The following is a 23,737-nucleotide window of genomic DNA, read 5'->3' on the forward strand; positions in this document are numbered from 1 at the left end:
AACCGATCATTCAAGTACGCGGCTTGAACAAGTCGTTCGGAAATAACGTCGTCCTGCGCGACATCGATATCGAGATCGGGCGGCAAGAAGTCATCGTCGTCATAGGGCCTTCCGGTTCCGGCAAGTCGACGTTCCTTCGTTGCTTGAATCTGCTCGAGAAGCCAAGCGGAGGCGACGTCTTGATCGAAGGCCGTTCGCTGACGGGCAAGGGAGCGAACATCGAAGACATCCGCGCCGACATGGGCATGGTGTTCCAGCAGTTCAATCTGTTTCCTCACATGAAGGTCATCGACAACATCATGCTGGCTCCGATGAAGGTGCGGAAATGGTCTGCCGAGCAAGCTCGGAAAAAGGGAATAGAGCTGCTCGGGAAGGTCGGGCTCGCCGATAAGGCGGACGCATACCCGGCTTCGCTCTCGGGCGGCCAATCGCAGCGGGTGGCGATCGCGAGGGCGCTCGCGATGGAGCCGAAGATCATGCTGTTCGACGAGCCGACGTCCGCGCTCGACCCGGAGATGATCGGCGAGGTGCTCGCGGTCATGAAGGAGCTGGCGAGCGAAGGGATGACGATGGTCGTCGTCACCCACGAGATGGGCTTCGCCCGGGAGGTCGGAGACCGGATCGTGTTCATGGAGCAGGGCCGCATCCTCGAAATCTCGGAGCCGGCGGAGCTGTTCGATCGTCCGAAGCATGAACGCACGCGGGAGTTTCTATCGAAAATATTATAGGAAAAACGCCGGGTTCCGGCGTTTTTTAATGCCTCTTAGCCCGCTTTTATAGTACAATTTTCCTAATATAGCGATAGGGAGTCGTGTTGAAGAACGATGTCGATCATGAAGCTAGGCGGATGGAACGTATTCGGGGGCACCCCGGAAGAAAGGAAGGAGAACGCCCGCGTCGTCGGGTTGTTCTTTTATTTGTTCTGCGTTGTATCGGCATCGACGATCGGCAGGACGGCGGCGGACGCGTTGTTCCTTTCCAGGTTTGACGCCTCGCAGCTCTCGTTCATGTATTTGCCGCAGGCGGTCTCGCTCATTCTCGCGGGGTTCCTGTTCCAACGGTACGGAAGCCGGGTCCGCCTGAGCCGGTTCATCCTGTTCCTCGTTCCGGCGTCTTCGTTGCTCGTGCTGCTGTCCCGCATGGGCGTCGGACTCGATCTGACGTGGGTGTATCCGGTCATCTACGTCGGATACGACGTCATGAACTTCCTCATGATCGTCTGCTTCTGGCAATTCGCTTCATCCGTGCTCGACCAGCGCAAAGCGAAGCGGACGATTCCGCTCGTCGGGAGCGGCGGCATCGTGGGAGGCATTGTCAGCGGCTTCGGCTTGAAGCTGATCGCGCCGCTGACGGGCACGCCTAATCTGCTTTTTTTCTACGCGGGACTTCAGCTGTTGGCGTTGGCGGCTGTCGTTGCGGTCGGGCGTCTCGGCCCGAACGGGGAAGAAGTCGCGGACAAGCAGCAAGGGACGGGTGCCAAGCCGAACGGTTCTCCAGGCGAAAGCAAACGGAGGAAAGAGTCGAAAGCGGGCATGTTCAAGAACGTTCCCCATCTCAAGTACGTGGCGATTCTGTCGGCGTCGCTCGTCCTGTCGCTCACTTTCATCGACTACCAGTTCAAGGTCATTCTGAGAGAAACGATGTCGAAGGACGCGTTGGCGGGTTTCATGGGAAGCTTCTATGGCTTCTCGGGGCTGTGCGCGCTGCTCGTTCAATTATTCTTGGCGGGCAAGCTCGTCAACAGGTTCGGGGTCATGACGTCGATTCTCGTCTTCCCGATCGCGTTGTTCGCCGGTAGCCTCGGCATCCTGTTCGCGCCCGTATTGGCGATGGCGGTCGTCGTGAAGGGAAGCGATAAGGTGCTCGGGGACACGATCAATTCGTCCGTCAATCAACTGATCATGTTCCCGATCTCCCCGAAGTGGCGCAATCGCGCCAAAAGCTTCCTGGACGGCGTCGTTCGCAACGGGGCGAAGGGAGTCGCCGCGGTGAGCCTGATCGCGTTGTCGCCGATATTGAGCGCGCGAGAGTTCAGCTTCATCGTCGCGGGCCTCATCGGCGTCGGCATCTACGCGGCGATCCGGGTCAAGGGGGCCTACTTGAGCATGCTGTTGTCCACGCTCAAGGATCAAGGTGGCGAGCTGCACGAAGACGAACTCGACCTGATGGATCCAGCCAGCCGGGAGCTGCTGATCGGAGCGCTCCGGAGCCGCGACCGCCAACAGGCGTTGTACGCGCTGCGCATTCTGGGTAAGCTGGGCGACGTCGATCTGACGCCGCATCTTCCGGACTTGATGCGGTACCCGTCCCCCGAAGTCGGAGTGGAAGCGCTGCTCTATGCGGAACGGGTCAAGCCGGCGGGATTGGAAGGCGAGCTGATATGGCTGATCGACACGCCGGTCGTAGATCCGGCGGTGCGTTCGCAAGCGTTAATCGCGCTGGCGGCATACGGCGAGGAGCATAACTTGGAGACGATCTCCGCCAAGCTGGAAGCGAGGGACGTGGACGTTCGGGCGGGCGCGATCGCGGGCCTGATTAAATATTACGGCATCGAGGGAATGTTCCGGGCCGTCGGCACGCTGAAGGCGCTGATCGAGAGCGCAAGCGACGCCGACAGAAAGGCAATGGCGGCTCTGTTCGGCACGATCGGGGTTCGCGAATTTTACAAGCCGCTCATCCCGCTGCTTCGGGACGAATCTGCGGACGTCCGGCGCAACGCTCTGCGCTCGGCGGCGAAGCTGGCCGTGGCGGAGCTCGTGACGCACATCGTTCCGCTTCTTCGGGATAGCCGGACCCGGCGGGAGGCGATCGACGCGTTGGCGGCGTTCGAAGGGAAAGTCGTCTTGCCGATGCTGGAGTTTTATTTAAGCGGGGACTCGCCTTCGCTGCACGTGCCCAAGGTGCTCGAGCGCATCGGGACGCAGTCGGCGTTCGCCGTGCTGCTGCGCAATTACGAGACCGTCGGCCACGAAATGAGGGACAAGCTGCTCGAAGCGATGGTCGGCATGAGGACGAAGGACACCGTCGTCGATTACAAGGACATAGAACGGCTGGCGTTCATGGAGCTGGGAGATTACGGTCAATTCGCGGAGCGGGCCGGTTGGACGCCAGAGGACTCGGCGGACGCGGAGGTGCTGAACGCGGTCGAACGCCTGCGGTTCATGATGATTCGCCGCGTATTCCAATTGCTCGGGCTCGTCTACGACCCGAAGACGATCGACGCGGTGTTTTCCGGTTGGTCGGAAGGGGACGCGAGACGGCAGGCGAACGCCGCGGAAGTGATCGACCAGTTGCTGCATGGAGACTTGCGCTTGGAGCTGACTCGGTGGATGCTCGCGAACAAGGAATCGGCGGCGGGCAAGGGCGGTATGGCGAAAGAGGACCAGTTAAGCTGGCTTAGCGAGAACGGCGACGAAGGACTGCGGGAGCTCGTTCGGTATGCAATGATCGAATCGGGCGCCGCCGAGGGCTGGAACGAGGCTGACGAAGGCGCGTCGGGGGACGCACTGCGCGACCGGATGTGGGCCATGCGCGCGCTCAAGAACGCTTCGTTGTTCGAAGGGTTTACGAGCAAGGATTTGCTGCCGATCGTCCGTTATTTGAAGATTGTCGACGTGCCGGAGGGAGAATACGTGTTCCTGGCCAAAGATCCAGGAGATTCGCTTTACCTCGTGAAAGAAGGGAAAGCGGGCGTATATCGGAACGGCGCCAAAGTGGACGAGAGGGAGGCGGGCGACAGCTTCGGCCAGACCGCGGTGCTGACGAGGAGACTGCGCACGGCCACGATTCGGGCAGAGACGGATTTGCGCCTGCTGCGCTTGGATTCGTCCGATTTCTACGAGGCGTTGTTTGACCGGACGGAGCTGGCGCTTGAGATGATGAAGCGGCTATCGCGCAAGCTTCGTTCGGCGATGGCCGCGAACCAGACCCGGCCGCTTCCGGAGGGGGCGGCGGATGTTATCGGAGATAACGTCGCGGAGGCAGCCGCTTCAATGGAAACGACGATCATCTCGAACGAGCCGCATAACCGGACGATTTTGCGCCGCGTGCTCGTCTTACAGAAGATCGAATTGTTCGCGCACCTATCGCAGGACGACTTCATTCGGCTCGCGCATCGGGTGGAGGAGGTCTCCTATGAGCCGGGAGAGACGATCTGCCGGATGGACGAGTACGGCGATACGATGTTCGGCATTATCGAAGGAGGCGTCCGCGTGCATCGGGGCGCGGAGACGCTCGCCCATCTCGGCGTCGGCGAATGCTTCGGCGAGATGGCCATCATCGACAGCGGTCCCCGTTCGGCGGATTGCACGGCGACGGAGCGCACGTTGCTGCTGCGGATTGAGCGCCACCAAGTGTTCTCCTTCTGCTTCCAGCAGATCGACGTGCTGAAGGGCATGGTCAAGGTGCTCGCGGATCGGTTGCGGGAGGCGTCTTGAGCCGGATATCTTTTCCTCGGGGATATTGGCGTCGAACGAAGGACAATCCGGTGGAATTGTGGAATAATGGATAGTCGAACAAAGCAGGAATAGACGGGAGCAACCGAGATGCTAACAGGAGAAATTCGCAATAAAGTCGATAAAATATGGACGGATATATGGGCGGGCGGTATCAGCAATCCGCTAACGGTCATCGAGCAACTGACGTATTTGATGTTCATTCGATCGCTGGATGAGAAAGAGCTCGAAGCCGAAAGCATCGAAGCTCTAGGCGGCGAAGCCGCGAAAATCTTCCCGCAGGATGAAGAAGGCCAATCGATGCGCTGGAGCAAGTTCAAGAACAAGGATTCTCGGATTATTTTCGACATCGTCGGTACGAAAGTATTTCCTTTTATCAAAGCGATGAATGGCGACAATACGACCGCGTTCTCCCGCTATATGCAGGATGCGATCTTCCTTATCCCTACGCCGCAGGTGCTGCAGAAGATCATCACGGGCCTCGACGAGTTGTACGAGCACGACATCAAGGACCTCGATATGCAGGGCGATCTGTACGAGTATATGCTCGGGAAGCTTGCGACGGCGGGGCAGAACGGACAGTTCCGGACGCCGAAGCACATTCGCGACATGATGGTGCAGCTCGTGGCTCCGACGCCGGAGGATACGATCTGCGATCCGGCATGCGGAACGGCGGGATTCCTCGTGTCGGCGGCCGAATACGTTCGCGGGCGTTACGAAGCGGAGATGACGAGCGGGCAGTGGGAGCATTTTGCCGGAAAAATGTTCTCGGGGTTCGATACGGACCGGACGATGCTGCGGCTGTCGGCGATGAACCTGATGTTGCACTCGATCACGACGCCTCACATCGATTACGTGGACAGCGTCTCGAAGCAGAATGAGATCACGTCCGAATATGAAGTGATTCTAGCCAATCCGCCGTTTACGGGTACAGTGGACACCGAGAGCATTCACGATAACTTGAAGGTCGTGTGCGATACGAAGAAGACGGAGCTCTTGTTCGTGGCGCTCTTCTTGCGTATGCTTCGCAAAGGCGGTCGCTGCGCTTGTATCGTGCCGGACGGCGTCCTGTTCGGTTCGACCAAAGCGCACAAGACGTTGCGTAAGGAGTTGGTCGAAGGGCATCAACTGCAAGCGGTCATCTCCATGCCGAGCGGCGTGTTCAAGCCTTATGCCGGCGTCAGTACGGCCATTCTCATCTTCACGAAGACGGGAGCCGGCGGCACGGACAAAGTATGGTTTTACGACATGAAGGCCGACGGCTTCTCGCTTGATGATAAGAGGAACGCGATCGAGGCGAACGATATTCCGGACATCGTCGCGCGATTCCATGATTTAGATGCCGAAGCGGGTCGGAAAGCGACAGAACAGAGCTTCCTCGTGGACAAGTCCGCCATCGAAGCGAACGACTACGATCTGTCGATCAACCGGTACAAGGAAATCGTATACGAGAAAGTCGAGTACGACGCTCCCGCGGTGATCATGGCCCGGTTAGATGTGTTGAGCGATAACATTGCCTCCAAGATGGCGGAGTTGAGGGGGCTTATGGGTGAGTAGGTGGGAGAGGGTACGGCTGGGGGATGTATGTGACTTTATTAATGGGGACCGTGGTAAGAATTACCCCACCGCTGATGAATTTATAGTTGAAGGGATTCCTTTTATTAATGCGGGACATATTTCCAACAATGCAATAGATTTCTCTGATATGAACTATATTAGTGAGGAAAAGTACAACAAGTTAGGTTCCGGAAAACTAATAAATAATGATATCGTCTATTGTTTAAGGGGTTCGTTGGGTAAACATGCAATAGTTTCAATCAATTCTGGAGCGATTGCATCTTCGCTAGTCATTATAAGACCCAATACCGCAATTATTTCTAGTAAATATTTAACTTATTGCATGGATTCAATACAATTTATCGAGCAACAAAAGAAAGCGAATAATGGAAGTTCTCAGCCAAATCTTTCGGCTAAGAGTGTGAAGCTTTTTGAAGTCCCACTCCCATTACTTGATGAACAAAATCATATTACCGACGCGTTGGACATTGCTGCCAAATTGCTTTCTCTTCGCAAAGAGCAGCTTGCAGAGCTAGACAATCTGATTAAATCAACTTTTCACGAAATGTTTGGTGACCCAGTAAGGAATGAAAAAGAATGGCTAGTTGAAAAATTGAAAGGCATCACAACAAAAATTGGCTCTGGTGCAACACCTAAAGGAGGAAAAGAAAGCTATCACAATGAAGGTATCTGTTTAATTAGAAGCATGAATGTCCATAATGGTGTGTTTAAATATGATCAACTGGCACATTTAGATGATGAACAAGCAACACAGTTAGATAATGTAATTGTAAAAGCTAACGATATATTGATAAACATAACAGGTGCATCAGTTGCTCGCTCGTGTATTGTTCCAACTGATGTCCTTCCAGCTAGAGTTAATCAACACGTTTCAATTGTAAGGGTAAAAGAAGAAAAGGGCACATCAGAATATATAAACAAACTGTTCACGACTGATAGTTTTCAGAATTTCTTATTAGCAATTGGTGGTGCAGGTGGAGCAACACGAGAAGCTATTACTAAACATCAGCTTCAAGAATTAGATATTCCCCTCCCCCCCCTCCCCCTCCAAAACCAATTCGCCGAGATCGTCGCCAAGATCGAGGAGCAGAAGGTTTTCGTGAAAAAGGCGATCGACGAGACGCAGCAATTGTTCGATAGCTTGATGAGCGAGTATTTTGATGAGTAACGTAATATAAGAGGTTACAAGGTTTCGGGGATGTTTAAAAAGCTAAAATAGAATAGCAACACTTAATTTGTTGTAGAAGCAAGCGGTATAAGAAAAACCGGCGAGTTATTGAATCGCCGGAAAGGTGGTTATACCGCTACGAAATATCTTGTACATCTTTTTCTAGTTCTTTAATGAATTTGAATACACTTTTCTTGAACTGAATCTCTACCTCTTCTTTTTTTAGATTTTTAACATCACGAATATCAAAAACATTGCGTAAAATGGCTCTCTGTTCTTTGATATCCATTTCATCGAAATTTGGAATATACTTGGTATTTTTTAGGTTATAAATAATCTCATGAAATGTTCTTACGAACCGTTTAATTCTTTTTCTTACATTTGGATCAACTTTAACTTGTTTGCATAACTTCCGCACAAACCAATCAAAATGGTAAAGTATTTTTTTGTCGTCAATTTGTGAGTAAAAAAATAACCACCCGTACTTTTTCTTTTCAAAAATGCAGCCCGTGATTTTCTTGTTTAGCTTCCAAATAAATTTATCAGTTTTTGTCTTGTTTAGGAATTTATATTCAGAAAATACCTTTATTAATGACTCTTCAAATTTTTTGATTGATTCATCACGAACTGAAAAACCGTATCTGTTTTGAATATTCTTGTATGAATAGCCCAGATATGTGAAACCTTCAGTTAATTTTCCTTCTTTGTATTTTGTAGGACTGATTTCTAAGTGTAGTTCTTTCAGAGATTTTATTAAATCATCCTTGACGACTGTAATATTACTTTTTTTACATAATATTAGAATATCGTCGACATATCGAAAATATTTATATTCATTAGCCTTATGAGAAAAGTAGTTATCAAGATTTGACAAATAAATGTTTGCTAAAATGCTTGCTATTGCAATACCCTGAGGAATTCCTTTGATATTTTGGTGAGTATTCTTTGATGGAAAAGGGATGGTAGGTGTAATCAAAGCCTCTTCAACCAGATTGATTATTGATTTTTTTCTTATTTTCCCTTTTATCTTTTTTAATAAAACGTCGTGACGGATAGATGGAAAAAATTCCGTGATGTCAACTTTAATGAAATGGTCATAAATCCCAGAATCGATTGATGACTTGAGTTCATCGACGGTCGTTTGAATGATTTTATGATTAACTTCATTTTCGAATACTTTTGATAGGAAGTCATTTAATAAGCTCAATGTTATTTTATCCCTTATCGCAGGGACGGAGATCTGTCGTGGTGGTCGACTTGCTCCTTTAGAGATCAGTTTTTCTTTATAGGGTATATATTTATATGTTCCATTAAGGGCTTTGTTTGAAATTACCTTAATGTATTCATCAATTCTATTTTCAAAAGAAAGTCTATTGATTCTATCAATACCTGGTGAACATTTGTGTTTGATTTTGTTGAAGTAGCATTTGCGTACTGACTTCTCTGTAAACTTTCGATTAAATATAGCTGACGCCGACATAGCAAATTCACGCCTTTACCACAAAATAAACTAAGATTAAAGGAACTAATATGACAGCTGATATAAAGAATACAAATGATACTTTTCTCCAAAGTAAATAAACGTATTGCTTATTTCCGATCTTATTTGCGTTTTGAAGAACATTAAGGTAATCGATTGGAGTATGATTTTCGACACTGTATATAACTTCGTTATATTTTTTTTGCAATTTAGTAAGATCTTCAGTCGTTAGAGCGCTTATATTACTCTTAAATAATTCTCCCTCGTTGTAAATCTCGTCAAGTTTTATGTAGCAACTTTTGAATGCAAGGGCACGACCTTTAAAATTTCTCGATGTTACAAAAATGGATAAGCCAAAAAGCAACACAGATGCAATAATTGATAATACAGAAATAAGTTGTGCGTTACTGCTATCATACAAGCACCAAATACTTAATCCTGTAATAACCAAGGTATAATAATTTAGAAGTATTTGTGCTAGGAAGTCATATTGTTCAAGTCGCTCTTCTGCTTTTATTCGAGCCTTACGTGTAAGCCAAACTTTATTTAGAAGACTTTCTAATCTCTCTATATTATTAGAATCGTTCATTTAGAAACACATCCTGATATTATTGATTGAAAGCCCCTAAGTTTTGTTCCGATTTTTACCTAGCTACTTCCTAGGTCAGGAGTAGGGAATCTAATCCCTGTTGATTAGTTATATTCCCAATAAGGAATCTCTTGTATGACAAGATAGGGGCTTTCATGTATAATTGTGTCACAAATTGTCCTTCCAGTAAATAACTTTTGTTGCATTTATCGAGTGATAAAATGAACAATAATTTCTAAGTCAAAAAGGCCTTGCAACTGGCGGTTGAATGCGATGATCCCTCCGAGGTGACCCAATGTCTGCAAACTTCGAGTTCTTGCAAGGACAATCGGAATACGCGTTGTTCGCGACCGCGTGCGTCGAGGCGGAGCGGGTGCTGGCGACTTCTCCGGCGATGGCGGCGGTGGGGAGCCGGAAGGCTTTCGAACTCGCGGTAAAGTGGGTATATGCTGCGGACAATTCGATTAAGATGCCCTACAAGGACAATCTGCAGTCGATGATTCACGAGCCGACCTTCCGATTCGCGATGGAGAACCAGACGTGGGGCAAGCTTCCCTACATCGTGAAGCTCGGCAATCTTGCGGTGCATACCGATAAAACGATCCAACGAAGCGACGCCATCCTCTCCTTGGCGTCGCTGTTCGAGTTCGTGCAGTGGATCGACTATTGTTATGGAGCTTCCTACGAGGAGCGTTATTTCGACGAATCTAGCATTCCCGCCGAGAAGGTCGTTCTTGACGAAGCGAAGATCAAGGAGAAAGATAGCTTGATCGAGCAGAAGGATTCCGAGATCGAGGCTTTACGCGCCAAGATCGAGGCGATGAGCGACCGTCTGACGGCGGACAAAGCGCAGCACAAGGAAGAGCGCAAGTTTACGCCCGAGGATATTTCCGAATTCTTGACCCGGAAAAAATATATCGACGTCGACTTGAAGCTGCTCGGCTGGACGCTTGGCGACGACGCGATTGAGGAAGTGCCGCTGACGGGCATGCCGAATCGGGAGGGCGTCGGCTCTGCCGACTACGTCCTGTACGGCAAAGACGGCTTGCCGCTGGCCGTCATCGAGGCGAAGCGGACGTCGAAGGATCCTCTGAGCGGTATGCAGCAGGCAAAGCTGTACGCGGATTGTCTGAAGCGGATGACCGGCAGAAGGCCGATCATTTTCAACACGAACGGCTTCGAGACTTATGTGTGGGAGTCGGAATCCTCTCCGCAGCGTAAGGTGAGCAGCGTATTCTCCAAGGCGGACTTGGAGAAGCTGATGAACCGCCGAAGCGAGCGCAAGCCGCTGGCGGACATCGCGATCGACGACAAGATTACGGACCGTTACTATCAGAAGGCAGCGATTCGCGCGGTATGCGAGCACTTGGCGGAGGGGCATCGGCGGGCGCTTCTCGTTATGGCGACCGGGACCGGCAAGACGAGAACGGCATCCAGCTTGACGGATGTGCTGTCTCGCGGCGGCTATGTGACGAATGTCTTGTTCCTGGCGGACCGGACGGCGCTCGTGAAGCAGGCGAAGGATGACTTCAAGAACTATTTGCCGGACATGTCGCTGTGCAATTTGCTCTCCAACAAGGAGGACAAGACCGCCCGCATCGTCTTCTCGACGTATCCGACGATGCTGAACGCGATCGACTCCGCGAAGAGCGACGACGGGAAGAAGCTGTTCACGCCTGCCCATTTCGATCTGATTATCGTGGACGAGGCGCACCGCAGTATTTTCAAAAAATACCGCGCGATCTTCGAATACTTCGACGGCATGATCGTCGGGCTGACGGCGACGCCGAAGACGGAGGTCGACCGTAACACGTACGATTTCTTCGAGATGGAGAGCGGCGTGCCGACGTATGCGTACGATTACGAAACCGCGGTGCAGAAGGATCACGTGCTGGTGCCTTACAATAACATCGAGATTACGATGAAGTTTCTCGATGAGGGCATCTCGTATGATGAGCTTTCGGCGGAGGATCGGGCGCGATACGAGGAGGATTTTACGGACGAGGACGGCGAGATGCCGGATTACATTCCTTCCCCCGCGGTGAACGAGCATATTTTCAACCAAGGGACCGTCGACCATGTACTGGAAGATCTTATGACGAAGGGGATCAAGGTCGCGGGCGGCGATCGGCTGGGCAAGACGATTATTTTCGCGCAGAACAAGAAGCACGCCCAATTCATCGTAGACCGGTTCAACAAGCTGTATCCGATGTATAACGGCAGCTTCGCCAAGAAGATTATTTCGGAGGACAGCTATGCGCAATCGGCGATCGACGAGTTCAAGATAGCGGACAAAGAGCCGCACGTCGCGGTATCCGTCGACATGCTGGATACGGGCATCGACGTGCCGCAGATCGTCAATCTCGTCTTCTTCAAGCGCGTCCGGTCGAAAACGAAGTTCTGGCAGATGATCGGGCGGGGAACGCGGTTGTGCAAGCATCTGTTCGGACACGGGCAGCATAAGACGCGGTTCGTGATTTTCGATTATCTGGGCAATTTCGAGTTTTTCCGTCAGCATCAGGAAGGGTTGCCGGGCAGCAGCGACGCGGTCAGCTTGTCCGAGGCGATATTCGCGAAGCGGGTCAAGCTGATTCACGCGATGCAGCAGTCCGCCTACGTCGACGAGCCTTACCAAGCCGTTCGAAGCGGCGTGGTCGATACGGTTAGGCAGCAGATTAACGGGCTGAATACGGAGCTCGTCTCGGTGAAGCTGAAGCTTCAGCACGTCGAGAAGTACAAGGGCGCGAACGCGTTCGTGTGCCTCTCGGATACGGACAAGCGTAATCTGGTCGAGCACTTGGCGCCGATCGTCTACATGGACGATCAGGATGAATCGGCTAAGCGGTTCGACAACCTGATGTATGGGCTGATGATCGCCCACATCGAGCAGACGCCGCAATTCAAGAAGAGCAAGAAGCTATTGTCCGAGCTTGCCATCGAGCTGATGAAGCGCGCGACGATTCCGCAGATCAAAGAGAAGCTGCCGCTCATTCACGCGATCCCGACGGAGGAGTTCTGGGAGCAACCCGATGTGCTCAGCTTCGAGCGAGTTAGGGTAGAGTTGCGCGGGTTGATGAAGTTTATCGTCGATGATAGCAGCCGAAATAATCCGATCTATACGAATCTGATCGATGAAGTGCTGCTCGTACAGGAAGGCAAAGAGATGCCTCAGGCGTACGACTTCGAGGATTACAAGCTGAAGGTCAACCGGTATATCGAGCGCAACCGCGACCACCTGGCGATTTATAAACTGCGCAATAACATTCCGCTCGCGGCTGGAGATTACGACAGCTTGGAACGTATTTTCACGGGGGAGCTCGGCACGGCCGAGGACTACCGCAGGGAGTACAAAGATACGCCGTTCGGCTTGCTCGTGCGCAAGATCGCCAAGCTGGACATCGAGGCGGCGAACGCGGCGTTCTCGGCTTTCATCAATGATCAGTCGCTTTCGCAAGCGCAGATCGTGTTCGTGAAGAAGGTGATCGACTACGTCGCGCAGAACGGGTATATCGACAACGTGTCCGAGCTGATGAGGCCGCCGTTCGACAAGCCGCTGAGCTTCATCAAGCTGTTCGACGGGGCGAAGCAGAAGCAGTTGGTCGGCGTCGTGAACCAGATCAAGGAGAATGCGGTCAAGGTGTTGTAAAAGATGTATTGCGACAGGCAGCGTGTCTCCGACGCCGCATGAAGAAGCCGTTCCCGGATGGGACGGCTTCTTTGGGTTTCATTGGAGAGTAACTTATGCATGCCACCGACAACTAAATGGAAAAAATCCCGCTAAATTCAAAGAACATGCCATTGCTGAAATCTAAGGGGAAAACATACGCTTATTTCGGCCAGAATGGCCATAACTCGCTTACGGAGTGCCAATTAAAGGTACTATTTCCCACTAAAAAGCTTGATTCACCGAATCTCGGCATATTAGATGTATTTTATCCACTTAGATTTCAGTGCGAAGGTGAGCGTTCGCCCGGCTCACCGGTCGAGCTCGCCTGTCTAAGACCGGCGCAATCGTTCTTTTCTCAGCAAATAAATAAAATACGGAGCGCCGAGGACGGCGGTCATGATGCCGACGGGAATTTCCCGCGGCACGATGAGGACGCGGCCGAGGCAATCGCCGAGCAGCATCAGATCGGCACCGATCAGCGCGGCGAGCGGAATGAGCCATTGGTATCGGTTGCCCACGATGCTGCGGGCGATGTGCGGGGCGATCAGGCCGACGAAGCCGATCGCGCCGACGGCGGATACGGATATGCCGGCGAGTCCGACGGCGAGCAATAGCAGCCAGAAGCGCTGCCGGACGACGTTCAGGCCGAGCGAGGCGCTCGCGTCGTCTCCGAGCTGCATGACGTTCAGCTTGGAGTAGCTGATCCAAGCGACGGGAAGCAACGCGGCGATCCACGGCAGGAGGGAGAAGAAATCGCTCCAATTCCGGCTCCACATGCTGCCCGCCATCCACAGCAGCGCCATACTGATATCGCTTGGATGCTTCACGATCAAATATTGCGTGCCCGCCTGGAAAATCGCGCCGATGGCGACGCCGACGAGCGCGAGCGAGGCGGGGGTCAGCGTGAGCTTCCGGCTCAGCAAGAGAAGCAGGCCGAAGGCGACGAACGCACCCGCGAAGGCGGCGACGGGAAGCGCGAAGCTCGGCGACTTCGGGAACAGGAAGAGGACGGTCGCGGCCGTGAAGCCCGCTCCCTTCGTGATGCCGATAACGTCGGGACTTGCAAGCGGATTCCGTAGCAAGCCTTGAAGAATGACGCCGGCGACGGCCAAGCCGAAGCCGGCCAGTATGCCGACGAGCGCCCGGGGCATTCGCACCTCGTATACGATGTAGAACGATCGGTTCGGCTCCCGCATCAGCGTGGACCAAATATCGCCGAATGAGACGTGGACGGCGCCCACCCGCACGGAGGCGACGGCGAGCGCGACCATCAGCAGCGACGCGACGGCGATCGATATGCCTTTTTTCATCGGGAACCCCCTCCTTGCTTGCGGGCCAGGTAGATGAAGAATGGCGCCCCGATGGCGGCCGTCACGATGCCGACGGGAGATTCGTACGGGAACGCGACGAACCGGCCGGCGAAGTCGGCGAACAGGAGCAGCGTCCCTCCGAGCAGCGCCGTTAGCGGTGCGAGGACGGCGAGGTTATGATGTCCGGCCAGCGCGCGCGCGATATGAGGGACGATCAAGCAGACGAAGCCGATCGGTCCGCACAGCGCGACGGCCGATCCCGCCAGCACGATGACGAGCAGTAAGGCGACGGAGCGGATTGCCGCGATTTTCCCGCCGAGCCCGGCGGCCATTTCGTCGTCGACGAGCAGAAGCCGGAAGGACGGGTGCATGAAGGCGAACAGGACCATGCCGGCCGCGAAGAAGGGCAGCAGCGTGCGGACGTCCGGCCATGCGGCGTGGCTGAGCGAGCCGACGAGCCAGAACATCATGCTGTCCGTGGATTCCTGATTCAGGATGATAAGTCCTTCCGTCAGCGACGAGAGCAGGAAATGAATCGTGATGCCGGCCAGCGCCAGCCGAACGTAAGCGTTCGCGCCGGTACCGGCGAGCGACCAGACGAGCAGGGCGCCTCCCGCGGCTCCGGCGAAAGCGAATAAAACGGAGTCCAGCGGCGAGAAACGGGCGACGGTCACGAGTCCGAACACGACGGCCAAAGCCGCTCCGGCGTTGATGCCGAATACGTGCGGGGAGGCAAGCGGGTTCTTGGTCGCCAATTGGGCGAGCAATCCGGCCAGCGCCAGCTGCATGCCGACCATGCAAGCCGTCAAGGCGCGCGGCAGCCTCAGCGTCTGCACGTACAAGTGCTGCTTCTCGTGTCCCCGGTAGGCGAGCGCGTGGAACAGTTCGGTCCAGGAAATCCGGGCGGCCCCCCACTTCAAGTTGCATATGAAGCCGATCAACAGCAAAGCGACCGTAACGGAAAAAAGGAAGAGCAGATACCGAAACCGGCTCTGCTTCTCCTTGTAACCCGCGCTAACCGTAAACGTTGAAGCCATCGATTATTGGCCCAACGACTTCACGATATCCTCGACCATCTTCTCGGAGCCGATCAATCCGCGGGCAAGCGACCAATCGCGTCTCTCCACCATGAACACTTTGTCGTTCGCCACGGCGTCGATTTTACCCCATAGCGCGTTTTTCTTCCATTCGTCCGCAACCGTCAATTCCTCCGTTGGCATAAGGAACAAGGCGCCGGGATTCGTCTCCGCCAATTGCTCGAGCGTCAGCTGAGGATAGGAAGCTTCATCTTTGACCGGGTCGTTGAAGCCGAGCATCTCCAGGAAGGAGCCGGTGTAAGCGTGGTCCGAGTGGGCGAAGAAGCCTTTCGGGCTGACGACCGCCGGCAGAACGTTCAGACCGGTAGCGCTGATCTTTTTCTTCGCTTCGTCGATGATCGTCCGATGCTCGGCCAGCCGCTTCTCGCCTTCGGCTTCCTTGCCGACCGCTTTGGCGATGATCATATAGTTCTGGAGCATTTGGTCGTAATCGGCTTGGAAGTCGTCGAGTACGAGAAGGGGAGCGATGCCCTTCAATTGTTCGATCGCTTCTTTGTGCTTGTTCAAGTCTACGATAATCAGATCCGGCTGCAGCGAGCTGATTAATTCGATGTTCGGCTCGTAACGGGATCCGACGGATTTATAGCTCGTAAGCTTGCTTTTGACAGCGTCCATGAACAGGTCCGGATTGTCGTCGTCCGCGACGCCGACAGGCTGAAGGCCGAGCGTGACGAGCGCGTCCGCGAAGCCGAATTCCATCGTGACGATTCTTTCCGGCGCCTTCGGAAGCGTAACCGTGCCTAGCGCGTCTTCCACCGTGATCTCGCCGCCGCTAGGCGACGCGGATGGCGATTCCGATGCCGTCGTCGGCTGCGCCGAATTCGTTGCCGACGCGGACGCCGAAGGTTTCGTTTCGTCGTTGGACTTGCCGCAAGCGGCGAGCCCGAAAGCCAGCAAACCTATAATCGTAATGAAGAGCGTACGTTTGAGCGATGAATGCATTTCTCTTTCCCCCACTATGCGAATGATTATTATTCTCATTTACAATAGTAGACGCGAAAGCCGCCCAAGACCATATCCAATCTTAAGATTATGCATGTCGTATTATTAGATTTGAGATCGGCTTTGTTGATATGCCGTAGGGGAGAGTCCTTCTTCCTGCTTGAATACTCTGCTGAAATGAAAATAATCGGAGAATCCGGTCCGCTGGGCGACCTCCTTGGCGCTTAGCCGGGTTTGCCGGAGCATGATCGAGGCCTTCTCGATCCGCAGCTTGCGCAAGTAAGCGGTCATCGTCATCCCGGTATGCTTCTTGAAGAGGACGGTATAGTGTCCTTCGCTCATGCCGGCCCGTTCGGCCAGCAGGGGAAGCGTGAGCTTGTTCATGTAGTGCTCGTTGATGTAAGAAAGCGTCTCGTCGATCGCATCCGCCGCGGACGTCCGCTTGTTCCGGAAACGGGATTCGTACAGGAAAATGAAGAGCACTCTCTCGAGCATGGCGCGCATTTTGAACCGTTGGAGAGCCGCCGCATCCTCGGATAGGCCGTCTAAAAGCGGAATCGTGCGCAGCAGCTCGTCCAGCATGTAGCGGATTTTCGCTTCGCTGACCGTACTTAACGGACCATGCAGCATCCATAGGCTGTGGTCGGGCAATACGCGATAGCGGATGATGACGTACTCGGCTTCTTTCGTTTTCGGCACTTCGATGCGGTAGGGGGCGTAGAGGGGGTGGCAGGCGAAGCCTTGCGAGCAGACGATCGGCTCTTGATCGGGGTAGGCAACGGTCACGTGCCCCTGCCGAACGACGAGAAGGGCATGGCCGTTGTCCGGGCAATCGACCGTATGGGATTCTTGGAACGATGCCACGCGCTCGACGAGCGGAATGATGGCAAGCAGCTGCTGGAAGTTCATATTCGCTGAAAGTCCCTTCTTTGGAAAAGAGGGCGATGCCGACGAGGAATGGAGGAAGCTCCGATTCTTCGGCGATATCGCCCCTGAGCGTATATTTTGCGGTCGTTACTTGATGATCTCCGGTTCCGGCGCTTCCGCGCCGCGAGTGTCCACGGTCACTTTCTTCATGACCGGCGGCGTTTTCGGACGGTCGTTCGCGCCCGTAGGCACGTTCACGATCTCGTTTACGACGTCCATGCCTTCGGTTACTTTGCCGAACGCGGCGTACGCGCCGTCGAGGGTAGGAGCGGGAGCGACCATGATGAAAAATTGGGAGCCCGCGCTGTTCGGGTTCTGAGCGCGCGCCATGGAAATGACGCCCTCCGTGTGCTTCAGGTTGTTCTCGAAGCGATTCTGCGTGAATTCGCCGGCGATCGAGTAGCCCGGTCCACCCATGCCCGTGCCTTCGGGGTCGCCGCCTTGGATCATGAAGTTCGGAATGACGCGGTGGAAAATGGTGCCGTCGTAGAAGCCTTTTTTGACGAGCGAGATAAAGTTGTTGACGGTGTTCGGCGCGACTTTCGGATACAGCTCGACTTTGATCGTCTTGCCGCTGTCCATCTCGATCGTTACGATCGGGTTATCGCCGCTAGTGTCTACTCCGTTCATCGGGGAAGCCTCCTGTGTGGCGGCGGCATTGCCGCCTTCGTTGGATTTGTTGTTGCCTCCGCAACCGGTCGCGACGAGCAAAAGCGCGACGAGCGCGAGAAGCGTAAGGGTCAAGCGATAACGCGAAGTGCTCATTACAAGTCCCCCTTGTCCTCTCTATGTCCCTTCGTATCATATCATAGCGGAGAAGGCGGAATCCAGAAATGGGAAGGGGCTAGCGGGGTAATCGCTTGCGACTATGGGATGTGCGCATTTGGGCTATTGCGATATTTTCGAAAACGGAAGAGATAGAGAGCTGGAAGGAGCATTGTAAAGATCGTCGATCTTGTAAGCGGTACAATTGCGTCGCGAGGCGAAAAGCGGCGAAATAGCACATGCTGGTATTCCTTTACAACGGATGGCGGCAGGCGTAATATTCGATTCAGTTATTCGTGAGTGAATAAGATTCTCCTTATTCCATTCCGAATAACCTTCGCAAAGCTTCTCTATCGTCAGAGGACGTCGGAGGCGTGTTTGCTTGGCCAATTGGATATTGTTCCATTCGTAATCGCTGAGTTTCCGTGAATATACGGAAAACGGGGGAACCATCGATGGCGGACGACCGGTGTGAGAGCCGGGAATCCGCCGTCCGGGGTGAATCCCGGCGCCGCCGCACCAAGGATGCGGCCCGCCGGGTAGGGCGACTCTCACCGCCCGAATCCGACAGCTAACCTCGTAAGCGTAGAGCGTGCAACCGGTCTTTCTTTTCGGGATCGGCATGCCGCCATGGAGAGAGGATGATGAACTTGTGACCGTAACGGCCGCAGGGGAATCGCGATTCAAGCGGGCAAGCGCCCAGATGCGCTTAGCTTCTATCGAATCGTCCTCTGCGGTTTTTCTGTTATTCAGTATGGATTCGTTTCACGCTTATCCATTTCCGAATAACCTACGCAAAGCTACTTCGGCGTCATGGGACGCTGAAGGCGTGTTTGCTCGTATGCATACGATTCGCTGAATTCCCGGAATAACCGGGAAGCGGGGGAACCAACGGATTGCGCCGACCGCGCGTCCATGGGGTGAATCCCGGAGCCGTTCGCGGCTTCGGGTAGGGCGACTCTCACGCCCGAATCCGGCAGCTAACCTCGCAAGCGTTCCGAGAGAGGCAACTTATCGTGACGGCACGGTTATATTTCGCCATGCCCGAAGCCGCGAGAAGAGTCCCTCTTCCCGCGGCTTTTTTCGTTGCTTCCTCCGGGTACGAAGACAGGAGGAGTAGAAAGATGGGTGACCGGGATATCGTCTTGGTATCTGCCCCGAACGTAGCCGGCGAGCGATTCATGAAAATGCTGAAGCATAAACGGATCCCTTTCGCGGCCATCGTCAACAACGCGTCCGAATACGAGAGAATCATGGCGCTCGGCGCGGAGCGCGTTATCGTCGTCAATACGACGAAGGAAGACTCCTGGATGATTCCGGAGGTGCCGGTCGGCAAAGTGTATTTGTTCGAGAAAAGCCTGACCCTCTGTTGCAGGTACGCGCAGATCTGCCGCAGCTGGACGTCCAAGCCGATCTACGTCGTTACGGGGAGCCACAATCCGAGGCACGTCTACAAAGGACTGGGCGTCAACTACGTCATTCATAGTAACGCTCGGGACTACGCATTTCTCATTACCGATGACCTGATCGTCAAATCGTAAGGAGGCTATTCCATGCTTGATCTGTATATGGTGTTGCTATTGGCGGGAACCTTTGCGTTGTTCTACGGATTTTTGGCTTGGTGCAGCCGGATCGCCGACGGATCGGGGGGGGATCGCCAATGATCGTCGTATCGATTTTCACGGCAGTCGTCTTTATCTATTTAATATACGCTTTGGTAAATCCGGAGAAGTTCTAGAGGAGGAAGGGCTATGGGCCTGTTGCAAATCGTCATCGTTCTGGCGGTGCTCGCGCTGCTGGTGAAACCGGTCGGGAGTTACGTCTATCACGTATTCTCCAACGAACCTAACCGGCTGGACCGTATTTTCGGACCGTTCGAAAGACTCATCTATTGGCTGATCGGACTGAAGAACAGAAGCGGGATGACGTGGAAAAAATACGCGCTGAGCTTCCTGCTGACGAATATCGTGCTCGTGGCGGTCGGTTACCTGGTCCTGCGATTGCAAAAATACTTGCCGTTCAACCCGAGCGGCATCGACAACATGGAGCAGACGCTTTCTTTTAATACGATCATTAGCTTCATCACGAATACGAACTTGCAGCATTACAGCGGGGAGTCGGGCCTGTCCTACTTCACCCAGATGGCCGTCATTATCATGATGATGTTCACGTCGGCGGCCACGGGTTTCTCGGTGGCGATCGCGTTCGTGCGGGGCATCACGAGCAAGGGCGAGACGATCGGGAACTTCTTCGAGGATTTCGTGAAATCGCACACCCGGATTTTCTTGCCGTCGGCCGTCTTGGTGACGCTGCTGCTCGTGGCGCTTCAAGTGCCCCAGACGCTAGACCCGACGCTGACGGTAACGACGTTAAGCGGGGCCGTGCAAAATATCGCGATCGGTCCGGTCGCGGCGCTTGAATCGATCAAACATCTGGGGACGAACGGCGGAGGTTTCTTCGGCGTCAACTCGGCGCATCCGTTCGAGAACCCGAGCCCGCTGACGAACGTCGTCGAGATTTTGTCCATGTGGACGTTACCTGCCGCCCTTCCTTACGTATACGGCCGCTTCGCGAAGAACCGCAAGCAAGGCTGGGTCGTGTTCGGCGCGATGATGACGTTGTTCCTGGCGTTCCTTGCGCTCATCTACTTCTCTGAGCTGCGCGGCAATCCCGCGATCAACGCGATGGGAATCGATTCCTCGCAAGGCAGCATGGAAGGGAAGGAAGTTCGTTTCGGCATTCCGCAGTCCGCGTTGTTCACCGCAGTCACGACCGCGGCGACGACGGGGACGGTCAACAACATGCACGACACGCTCACTCCTCTCGGCGGCCTCGGCGCGCTAGGCGAGATGATGCTCAACGTCGTGTTCGGCGGCAAGGGCGTCGGGCTGATCAATATGCTGATGTACGCGATGTTGGGCGTCTTCCTATGCGGTCTAATGGTCGGCCGCACGCCGGAATTCCTCGGCCGCAAAATCGAACCGAGGGAAATGAAATTGATCGCGGTGGCGATTCTCGCCCACCCGTTCATCATCCTGGCGCCGACCGCGATCGCGTTCCTGACCGATCTGGGGCAAGGCTCCATTACGAACCCGGGCGCCCACGGCATTACGCAGGTGCTATACGAATATACGTCGTCCGCGGCCAATAACGGCTCCGGCTTCGAAGGCTTGGCCGACAACACGCCGTTCTGGAACATTACGACGGGACTCGTTATGCTGCTCGGCCGATACGTCTCGATGATCGCCATGCTGGCGGTCGCCGGATCGCTCGTCCGCAAGCAATGGGTACCGGAGACGGTCGGCACGTTCCGGACGGATAACAAGCTCTTTTACGGCATTCTGATCGGGACGGTATTGATCATCGGGGCGTTGACCTTCCTGCCGGCCATCGTGCTCGGACCGATCGCGGAACATTTGAAACTAGGCTAATGATGAGGTGAACGTGCATGAACGCCAATCGCAAATCGATGCTGACGGCCGCGATCGTGAATCGCGCGGTCAGGGATAGCTTCATTAAATTAAACCCGAAGAGCATGATGAGAAATCCGGTCATGTTCGTCGTCGAAGTCGGGACGGTCGTCGTGCTGCTGATGACGTTGCTCCCCGGGTATTTCGCGGCGAAAGACGATATCGGATTTAACCTGACTGTCTTTTTCATTCTCCTAGTCACGATCTTGTTCGCGAACTTCGCGGAGGCGCTGGCCGAAGGGCGGGGCAAAGCGCAAGCCGATTCGCTCAAGAACGCCAAGAAGGAGATTCAGGCGAGAAAACGCGTCGGCGCCCAGAGCGTCGTTATCGTGGCTTCGACCGAATTGCGCAAGGGCGACATCGTCGTCGTGGAGCAAGGCGAGATGATTCCGGGAGACGGAGAAGTCATCGAAGGCTTGGCTTCCGTCGACGAATCGGCCATTACGGGCGAATCCGCGCCGGTCATCAAGGAAGCGGGCGGAGACTTCAGCTCCGTTACCGGCGGTACCCGCGTCGTTAGCGATCGGATCGTCGTTCGCATCGCGAGCGATCCGGGGGAGTCGTTCATCGACCGGATGATCTCGCTCGTCGAAGGCGCCAAACGTCAGAAAACGCCGAACGAGCTCGCGCTCAATACGCTTCTCACGAGCTTGACGCTCATATTCCTTATCGTCGTCGTCACGCTGGGACCGATCGCGGGTTACTTGGATATCGAATTGCAAGTGCCCGTGCTGATCGCCTTATTGGTCTGCTTGATCCCGACGACGATCGGCGGGCTGTTGTCCGCGATCGGCATCGCCGGGATGGACCGGGTTACCCAATTCAACGTGCTGGCGATGTCCGGCAAAGCGGTCGAAGCGGCGGGAGACATCAATACGATGATCTTGGATAAGACCGGCACGATCACGTACGGAAACCGGATGGCGAGCGAGTTCGTTCCGGTTGGCCGGGAGAGCGTCGGGGAGCTGGCCGCTTTGGCGGCGATCGGCTCCGTGAGGGACGAGACGCCGGAAGGGCGCTCGGTAGTGGAGTTGGCGAAGAAGCTGGGGCTCGCTTATGACGAAGCGATCGCCGCGGGCGGCGAATTCATCGAATTCAAAGCGGAAACCCGCATGAGCGGCGTCGATCTGACAGACGGGCGCCAAGTGCGCAAAGGCGCCGTGGACGCCGTGAAGAAGTGGGTGGCGGCGCAAGGCGGGACGATTCCGGCCGACTTGGACGCCGGCAGCGACTCCATCGCCCGGGAAGGCGGCACGCCGCTGGCGGTCGCCGTCGATAACCGGATTTACGGGCTGATTTATTTGAAGGATACGGTAAAGCCCGGAATGCGGGAAAGATTCGATCAATTGCGCAAGATGGGCATTAAGACGATCATGTGTACCGGCGACAACCCGTTGACCGCGGCCACGATCGCCCGGGAAGCGGGCGTCGACGACTTCGTCGCGGAGAGCAAGCCGGAAGACAAGATCGCGCTCATTCGGCGCGAGCAGGCGGAAGGAAAGCTCGTCGCCATGACCGGCGACGGCACGAACGATGCGCCGGCGCTCGCCCAAGCGGATGTGGGCCTCGCGATGAACAGCGGCACGGTCGCCGCCAAGGAAGCGGCGAACATGGTGGATCTCGATTCAGACCCGTCGAAGATCATCGAAGTCGTATCCATCGGCAAGCAATTGCTGATGACCCGCGGCGCCTTGACGACGTTCAGCATCGCGAACGACATCGCCAAATATTTCGCGATTATCCCCGCCATGTTCATTCTGGCGATTCCGGAGATGAGCGTCCTTAACGTCATGGGACTGGGCTCCCCGAGGTCGGCGATCTTATCGGCTTTAATCTTTAACGCCGTTATTATTCCGCTCCTGATCCCGCTCGCGATGAAAGGCGTGGCCTACAAGGCGATGAGCGCGTCGAAGCTGCTCGGCCGCAATATCGTCATTTACGGCCTCGGCGGCGTTATCGTGCCGTTCATCGGGATCAAGCTGATCGATCTGATCGTGCATTTGTGGGTGTAAGAGCGCACGCGGGATGCAAAAACGCAGTCGGCTTTTACTATATAGGTTGAACCAAAGATTACCTGGTGTTGGAACAGCTTAACGTTATGGGATCACCCTATTGTGATTGTTATCTTCGCTTTCAAGAAAATAGAGCTTTGCTATAACGCTAATTTCTCCTCTATGGCCTGAATTAGCTCCATAATCGGGATTTAACGTTACTGCATCATCTTATTTTCCGTCAATAACCGAAATCAGCGTGAATAGCGTTATGCCGTAGCCTTATTTTGCTCCAGTTC

At 54.2% G+C, this 23,737-nt stretch carries 16 protein-coding genes and 2 riboswitches; of the genes, 9 read left to right on the plus strand and 7 right to left on the minus strand.

The annotated features are described in order from the left end of the window. Positions 1 to 5 precede the first annotated feature (5 nt). From ACFPPD_RS11145 to ACFPPD_RS11160, 4 genes are all read left to right on the plus strand, one after another. Positions 6 to 728: an amino acid ABC transporter ATP-binding protein gene (locus ACFPPD_RS11145; protein ID WP_209749361.1), complete on the plus strand. Its 723-nt coding sequence runs from the start codon at positions 6 to 8 to the stop codon at positions 726 to 728. 96 nt (positions 729 to 824) lie between these two features. Next, positions 825 to 4,436, plus strand: coding sequence for an Npt1/Npt2 family nucleotide transporter (locus ACFPPD_RS11150; protein WP_209749324.1), 3,612 nt, complete (start codon positions 825 to 827; stop codon positions 4,434 to 4,436). A gap of 108 nt (positions 4,437 to 4,544) precedes the next feature. Next, positions 4,545 to 6,011, plus strand: coding sequence for a type I restriction-modification system subunit M (locus tag ACFPPD_RS11155; RefSeq protein WP_209749325.1), 1,467 nt, complete (start codon positions 4,545 to 4,547; stop codon positions 6,009 to 6,011). Further along, a complete protein-coding gene (locus ACFPPD_RS11160) occupies positions 6,004 to 7,200 on the plus strand; it encodes a restriction endonuclease subunit S (protein ID WP_209749326.1) in 1,197 nt (398 codons plus the stop codon). Before ACFPPD_RS11155 ends, ACFPPD_RS11160 begins: the two co-directional genes overlap by 8 nt. Before the next feature lie 136 nt (positions 7,201 to 7,336). Here ACFPPD_RS11160 and ACFPPD_RS11165 read toward each other — a convergent pair whose 3' ends face one another. Both ACFPPD_RS11165 and ACFPPD_RS11170 read right to left on the minus strand, forming a co-directional pair. Continuing rightward, on the minus strand, positions 7,337 to 8,680 hold the full coding sequence (locus ACFPPD_RS11165; RefSeq protein ID WP_209749327.1) for a reverse transcriptase domain-containing protein: 1,344 nt from the start codon (positions 8,678 to 8,680) through the stop codon (positions 7,337 to 7,339). A 7-nt stretch (positions 8,681 to 8,687) separates the two neighbouring features. Further along, positions 8,688 to 9,269 (minus strand): SLATT domain-containing protein, encoded by a 582-nt coding sequence (locus tag ACFPPD_RS11170; protein ID WP_209749328.1) that lies wholly within the window; start codon positions 9,267 to 9,269, stop codon positions 8,688 to 8,690. Positions 9,270 to 9,564: 295 nt separating this feature from the next. Here ACFPPD_RS11170 and ACFPPD_RS11175 point away from each other — a divergent pair, with 295 nt between their 5' ends. After that, a complete protein-coding gene (locus ACFPPD_RS11175; RefSeq protein WP_209749329.1) occupies positions 9,565 to 12,915 on the plus strand; it encodes a DEAD/DEAH box helicase family protein in 3,351 nt (1,116 codons plus the stop codon). 350 nt (positions 12,916 to 13,265) lie between these two features. On the opposite strand, the gene ACFPPD_RS11180 is transcribed toward ACFPPD_RS11175, so the two are convergent. The 5 genes from ACFPPD_RS11180 to ACFPPD_RS11200 all read right to left on the minus strand — a co-directional run bounded on the left by ACFPPD_RS11180 (position 13,266) and on the right by ACFPPD_RS11200 (position 17,977). Further along, entirely contained in the window at positions 13,266 to 14,246 is a 981-nt protein-coding gene (locus tag ACFPPD_RS11180; RefSeq protein ID WP_209749330.1) for a FecCD family ABC transporter permease, read from the minus strand. Beyond that, positions 14,243 to 15,283: a FecCD family ABC transporter permease gene (locus ACFPPD_RS11185; RefSeq protein WP_209749331.1), complete on the minus strand. Its 1,041-nt coding sequence runs from the start codon at positions 15,281 to 15,283 to the stop codon at positions 14,243 to 14,245. The genes ACFPPD_RS11180 and ACFPPD_RS11185 overlap by 4 nt, the downstream gene beginning before the upstream one ends. A 3-nt stretch (positions 15,284 to 15,286) precedes the next feature. After that, on the minus strand, positions 15,287 to 16,285 hold the full coding sequence (locus tag ACFPPD_RS11190; RefSeq protein ID WP_209749332.1) for an ABC transporter substrate-binding protein: 999 nt from the start codon (positions 16,283 to 16,285) through the stop codon (positions 15,287 to 15,289). Between the two features lie 105 nt (positions 16,286 to 16,390). Beyond that, on the minus strand, positions 16,391 to 17,194 hold the full coding sequence (locus ACFPPD_RS11195) for an AraC family transcriptional regulator (RefSeq protein WP_209749333.1): 804 nt from the start codon (positions 17,192 to 17,194) through the stop codon (positions 16,391 to 16,393). A 105-nt stretch (positions 17,195 to 17,299) separates the two neighbouring features. Next, a complete protein-coding gene (locus ACFPPD_RS11200; RefSeq protein WP_209749334.1) occupies positions 17,300 to 17,977 on the minus strand; it encodes a peptidylprolyl isomerase in 678 nt (225 codons plus the stop codon). A 403-nt stretch (positions 17,978 to 18,380) separates the two neighbouring features. Next, positions 18,381 to 18,577, plus strand: a riboswitch (cyclic di-AMP (ydaO/yuaA leader). 243 nt (positions 18,578 to 18,820) lie between these two features. Next, positions 18,821 to 18,988, plus strand: a riboswitch (cyclic di-AMP (ydaO/yuaA leader). Positions 18,989 to 19,101: 113 nt separating this feature from the next. Here ACFPPD_RS11200 and ACFPPD_RS11205 point away from each other — a divergent pair. The 4 genes from ACFPPD_RS11205 (at position 19,102) to kdpB (ending at position 23,459) form a co-directional block, all read left to right on the plus strand. After that, the gene (locus tag ACFPPD_RS11205) at positions 19,102 to 19,518 is read left to right on the plus strand and encodes a hypothetical protein (RefSeq protein WP_209749335.1); all 417 of its coding nucleotides are present in this window, start codon (positions 19,102 to 19,104) and stop codon (positions 19,516 to 19,518) included. Between the two features lie 119 nt (positions 19,519 to 19,637). Beyond that, entirely contained in the window at positions 19,638 to 19,715 is a 78-nt protein-coding gene (locus ACFPPD_RS11210) for a potassium-transporting ATPase subunit F (protein ID WP_378082274.1), read from the plus strand. Positions 19,716 to 19,728: 13 nt separating this feature from the next. Further along, complete coding sequence (kdpA, locus tag ACFPPD_RS11215) at positions 19,729 to 21,408, plus strand: potassium-transporting ATPase subunit KdpA (protein WP_209749337.1); 1,680 nt, start codon at positions 19,729 to 19,731, stop codon at positions 21,406 to 21,408. A gap of 17 nt (positions 21,409 to 21,425) precedes the next feature. After that, positions 21,426 to 23,459 carry a potassium-transporting ATPase subunit KdpB gene (gene kdpB, locus ACFPPD_RS11220; protein ID WP_209749338.1) on the plus strand — a complete coding sequence of 678 codons (2,034 nt, stop codon included), beginning with the start codon at positions 21,426 to 21,428 and terminating at the stop codon, positions 23,457 to 23,459. Positions 23,460 to 23,737 lie beyond the last annotated feature (278 nt).

Origin of the sequence: Cohnella suwonensis (genome assembly GCF_042655365.1) — a bacterium.
Taxonomy (GTDB): Bacteria; Bacillota; Bacilli; order Paenibacillales; family Paenibacillaceae; genus Cohnella; species Cohnella suwonensis.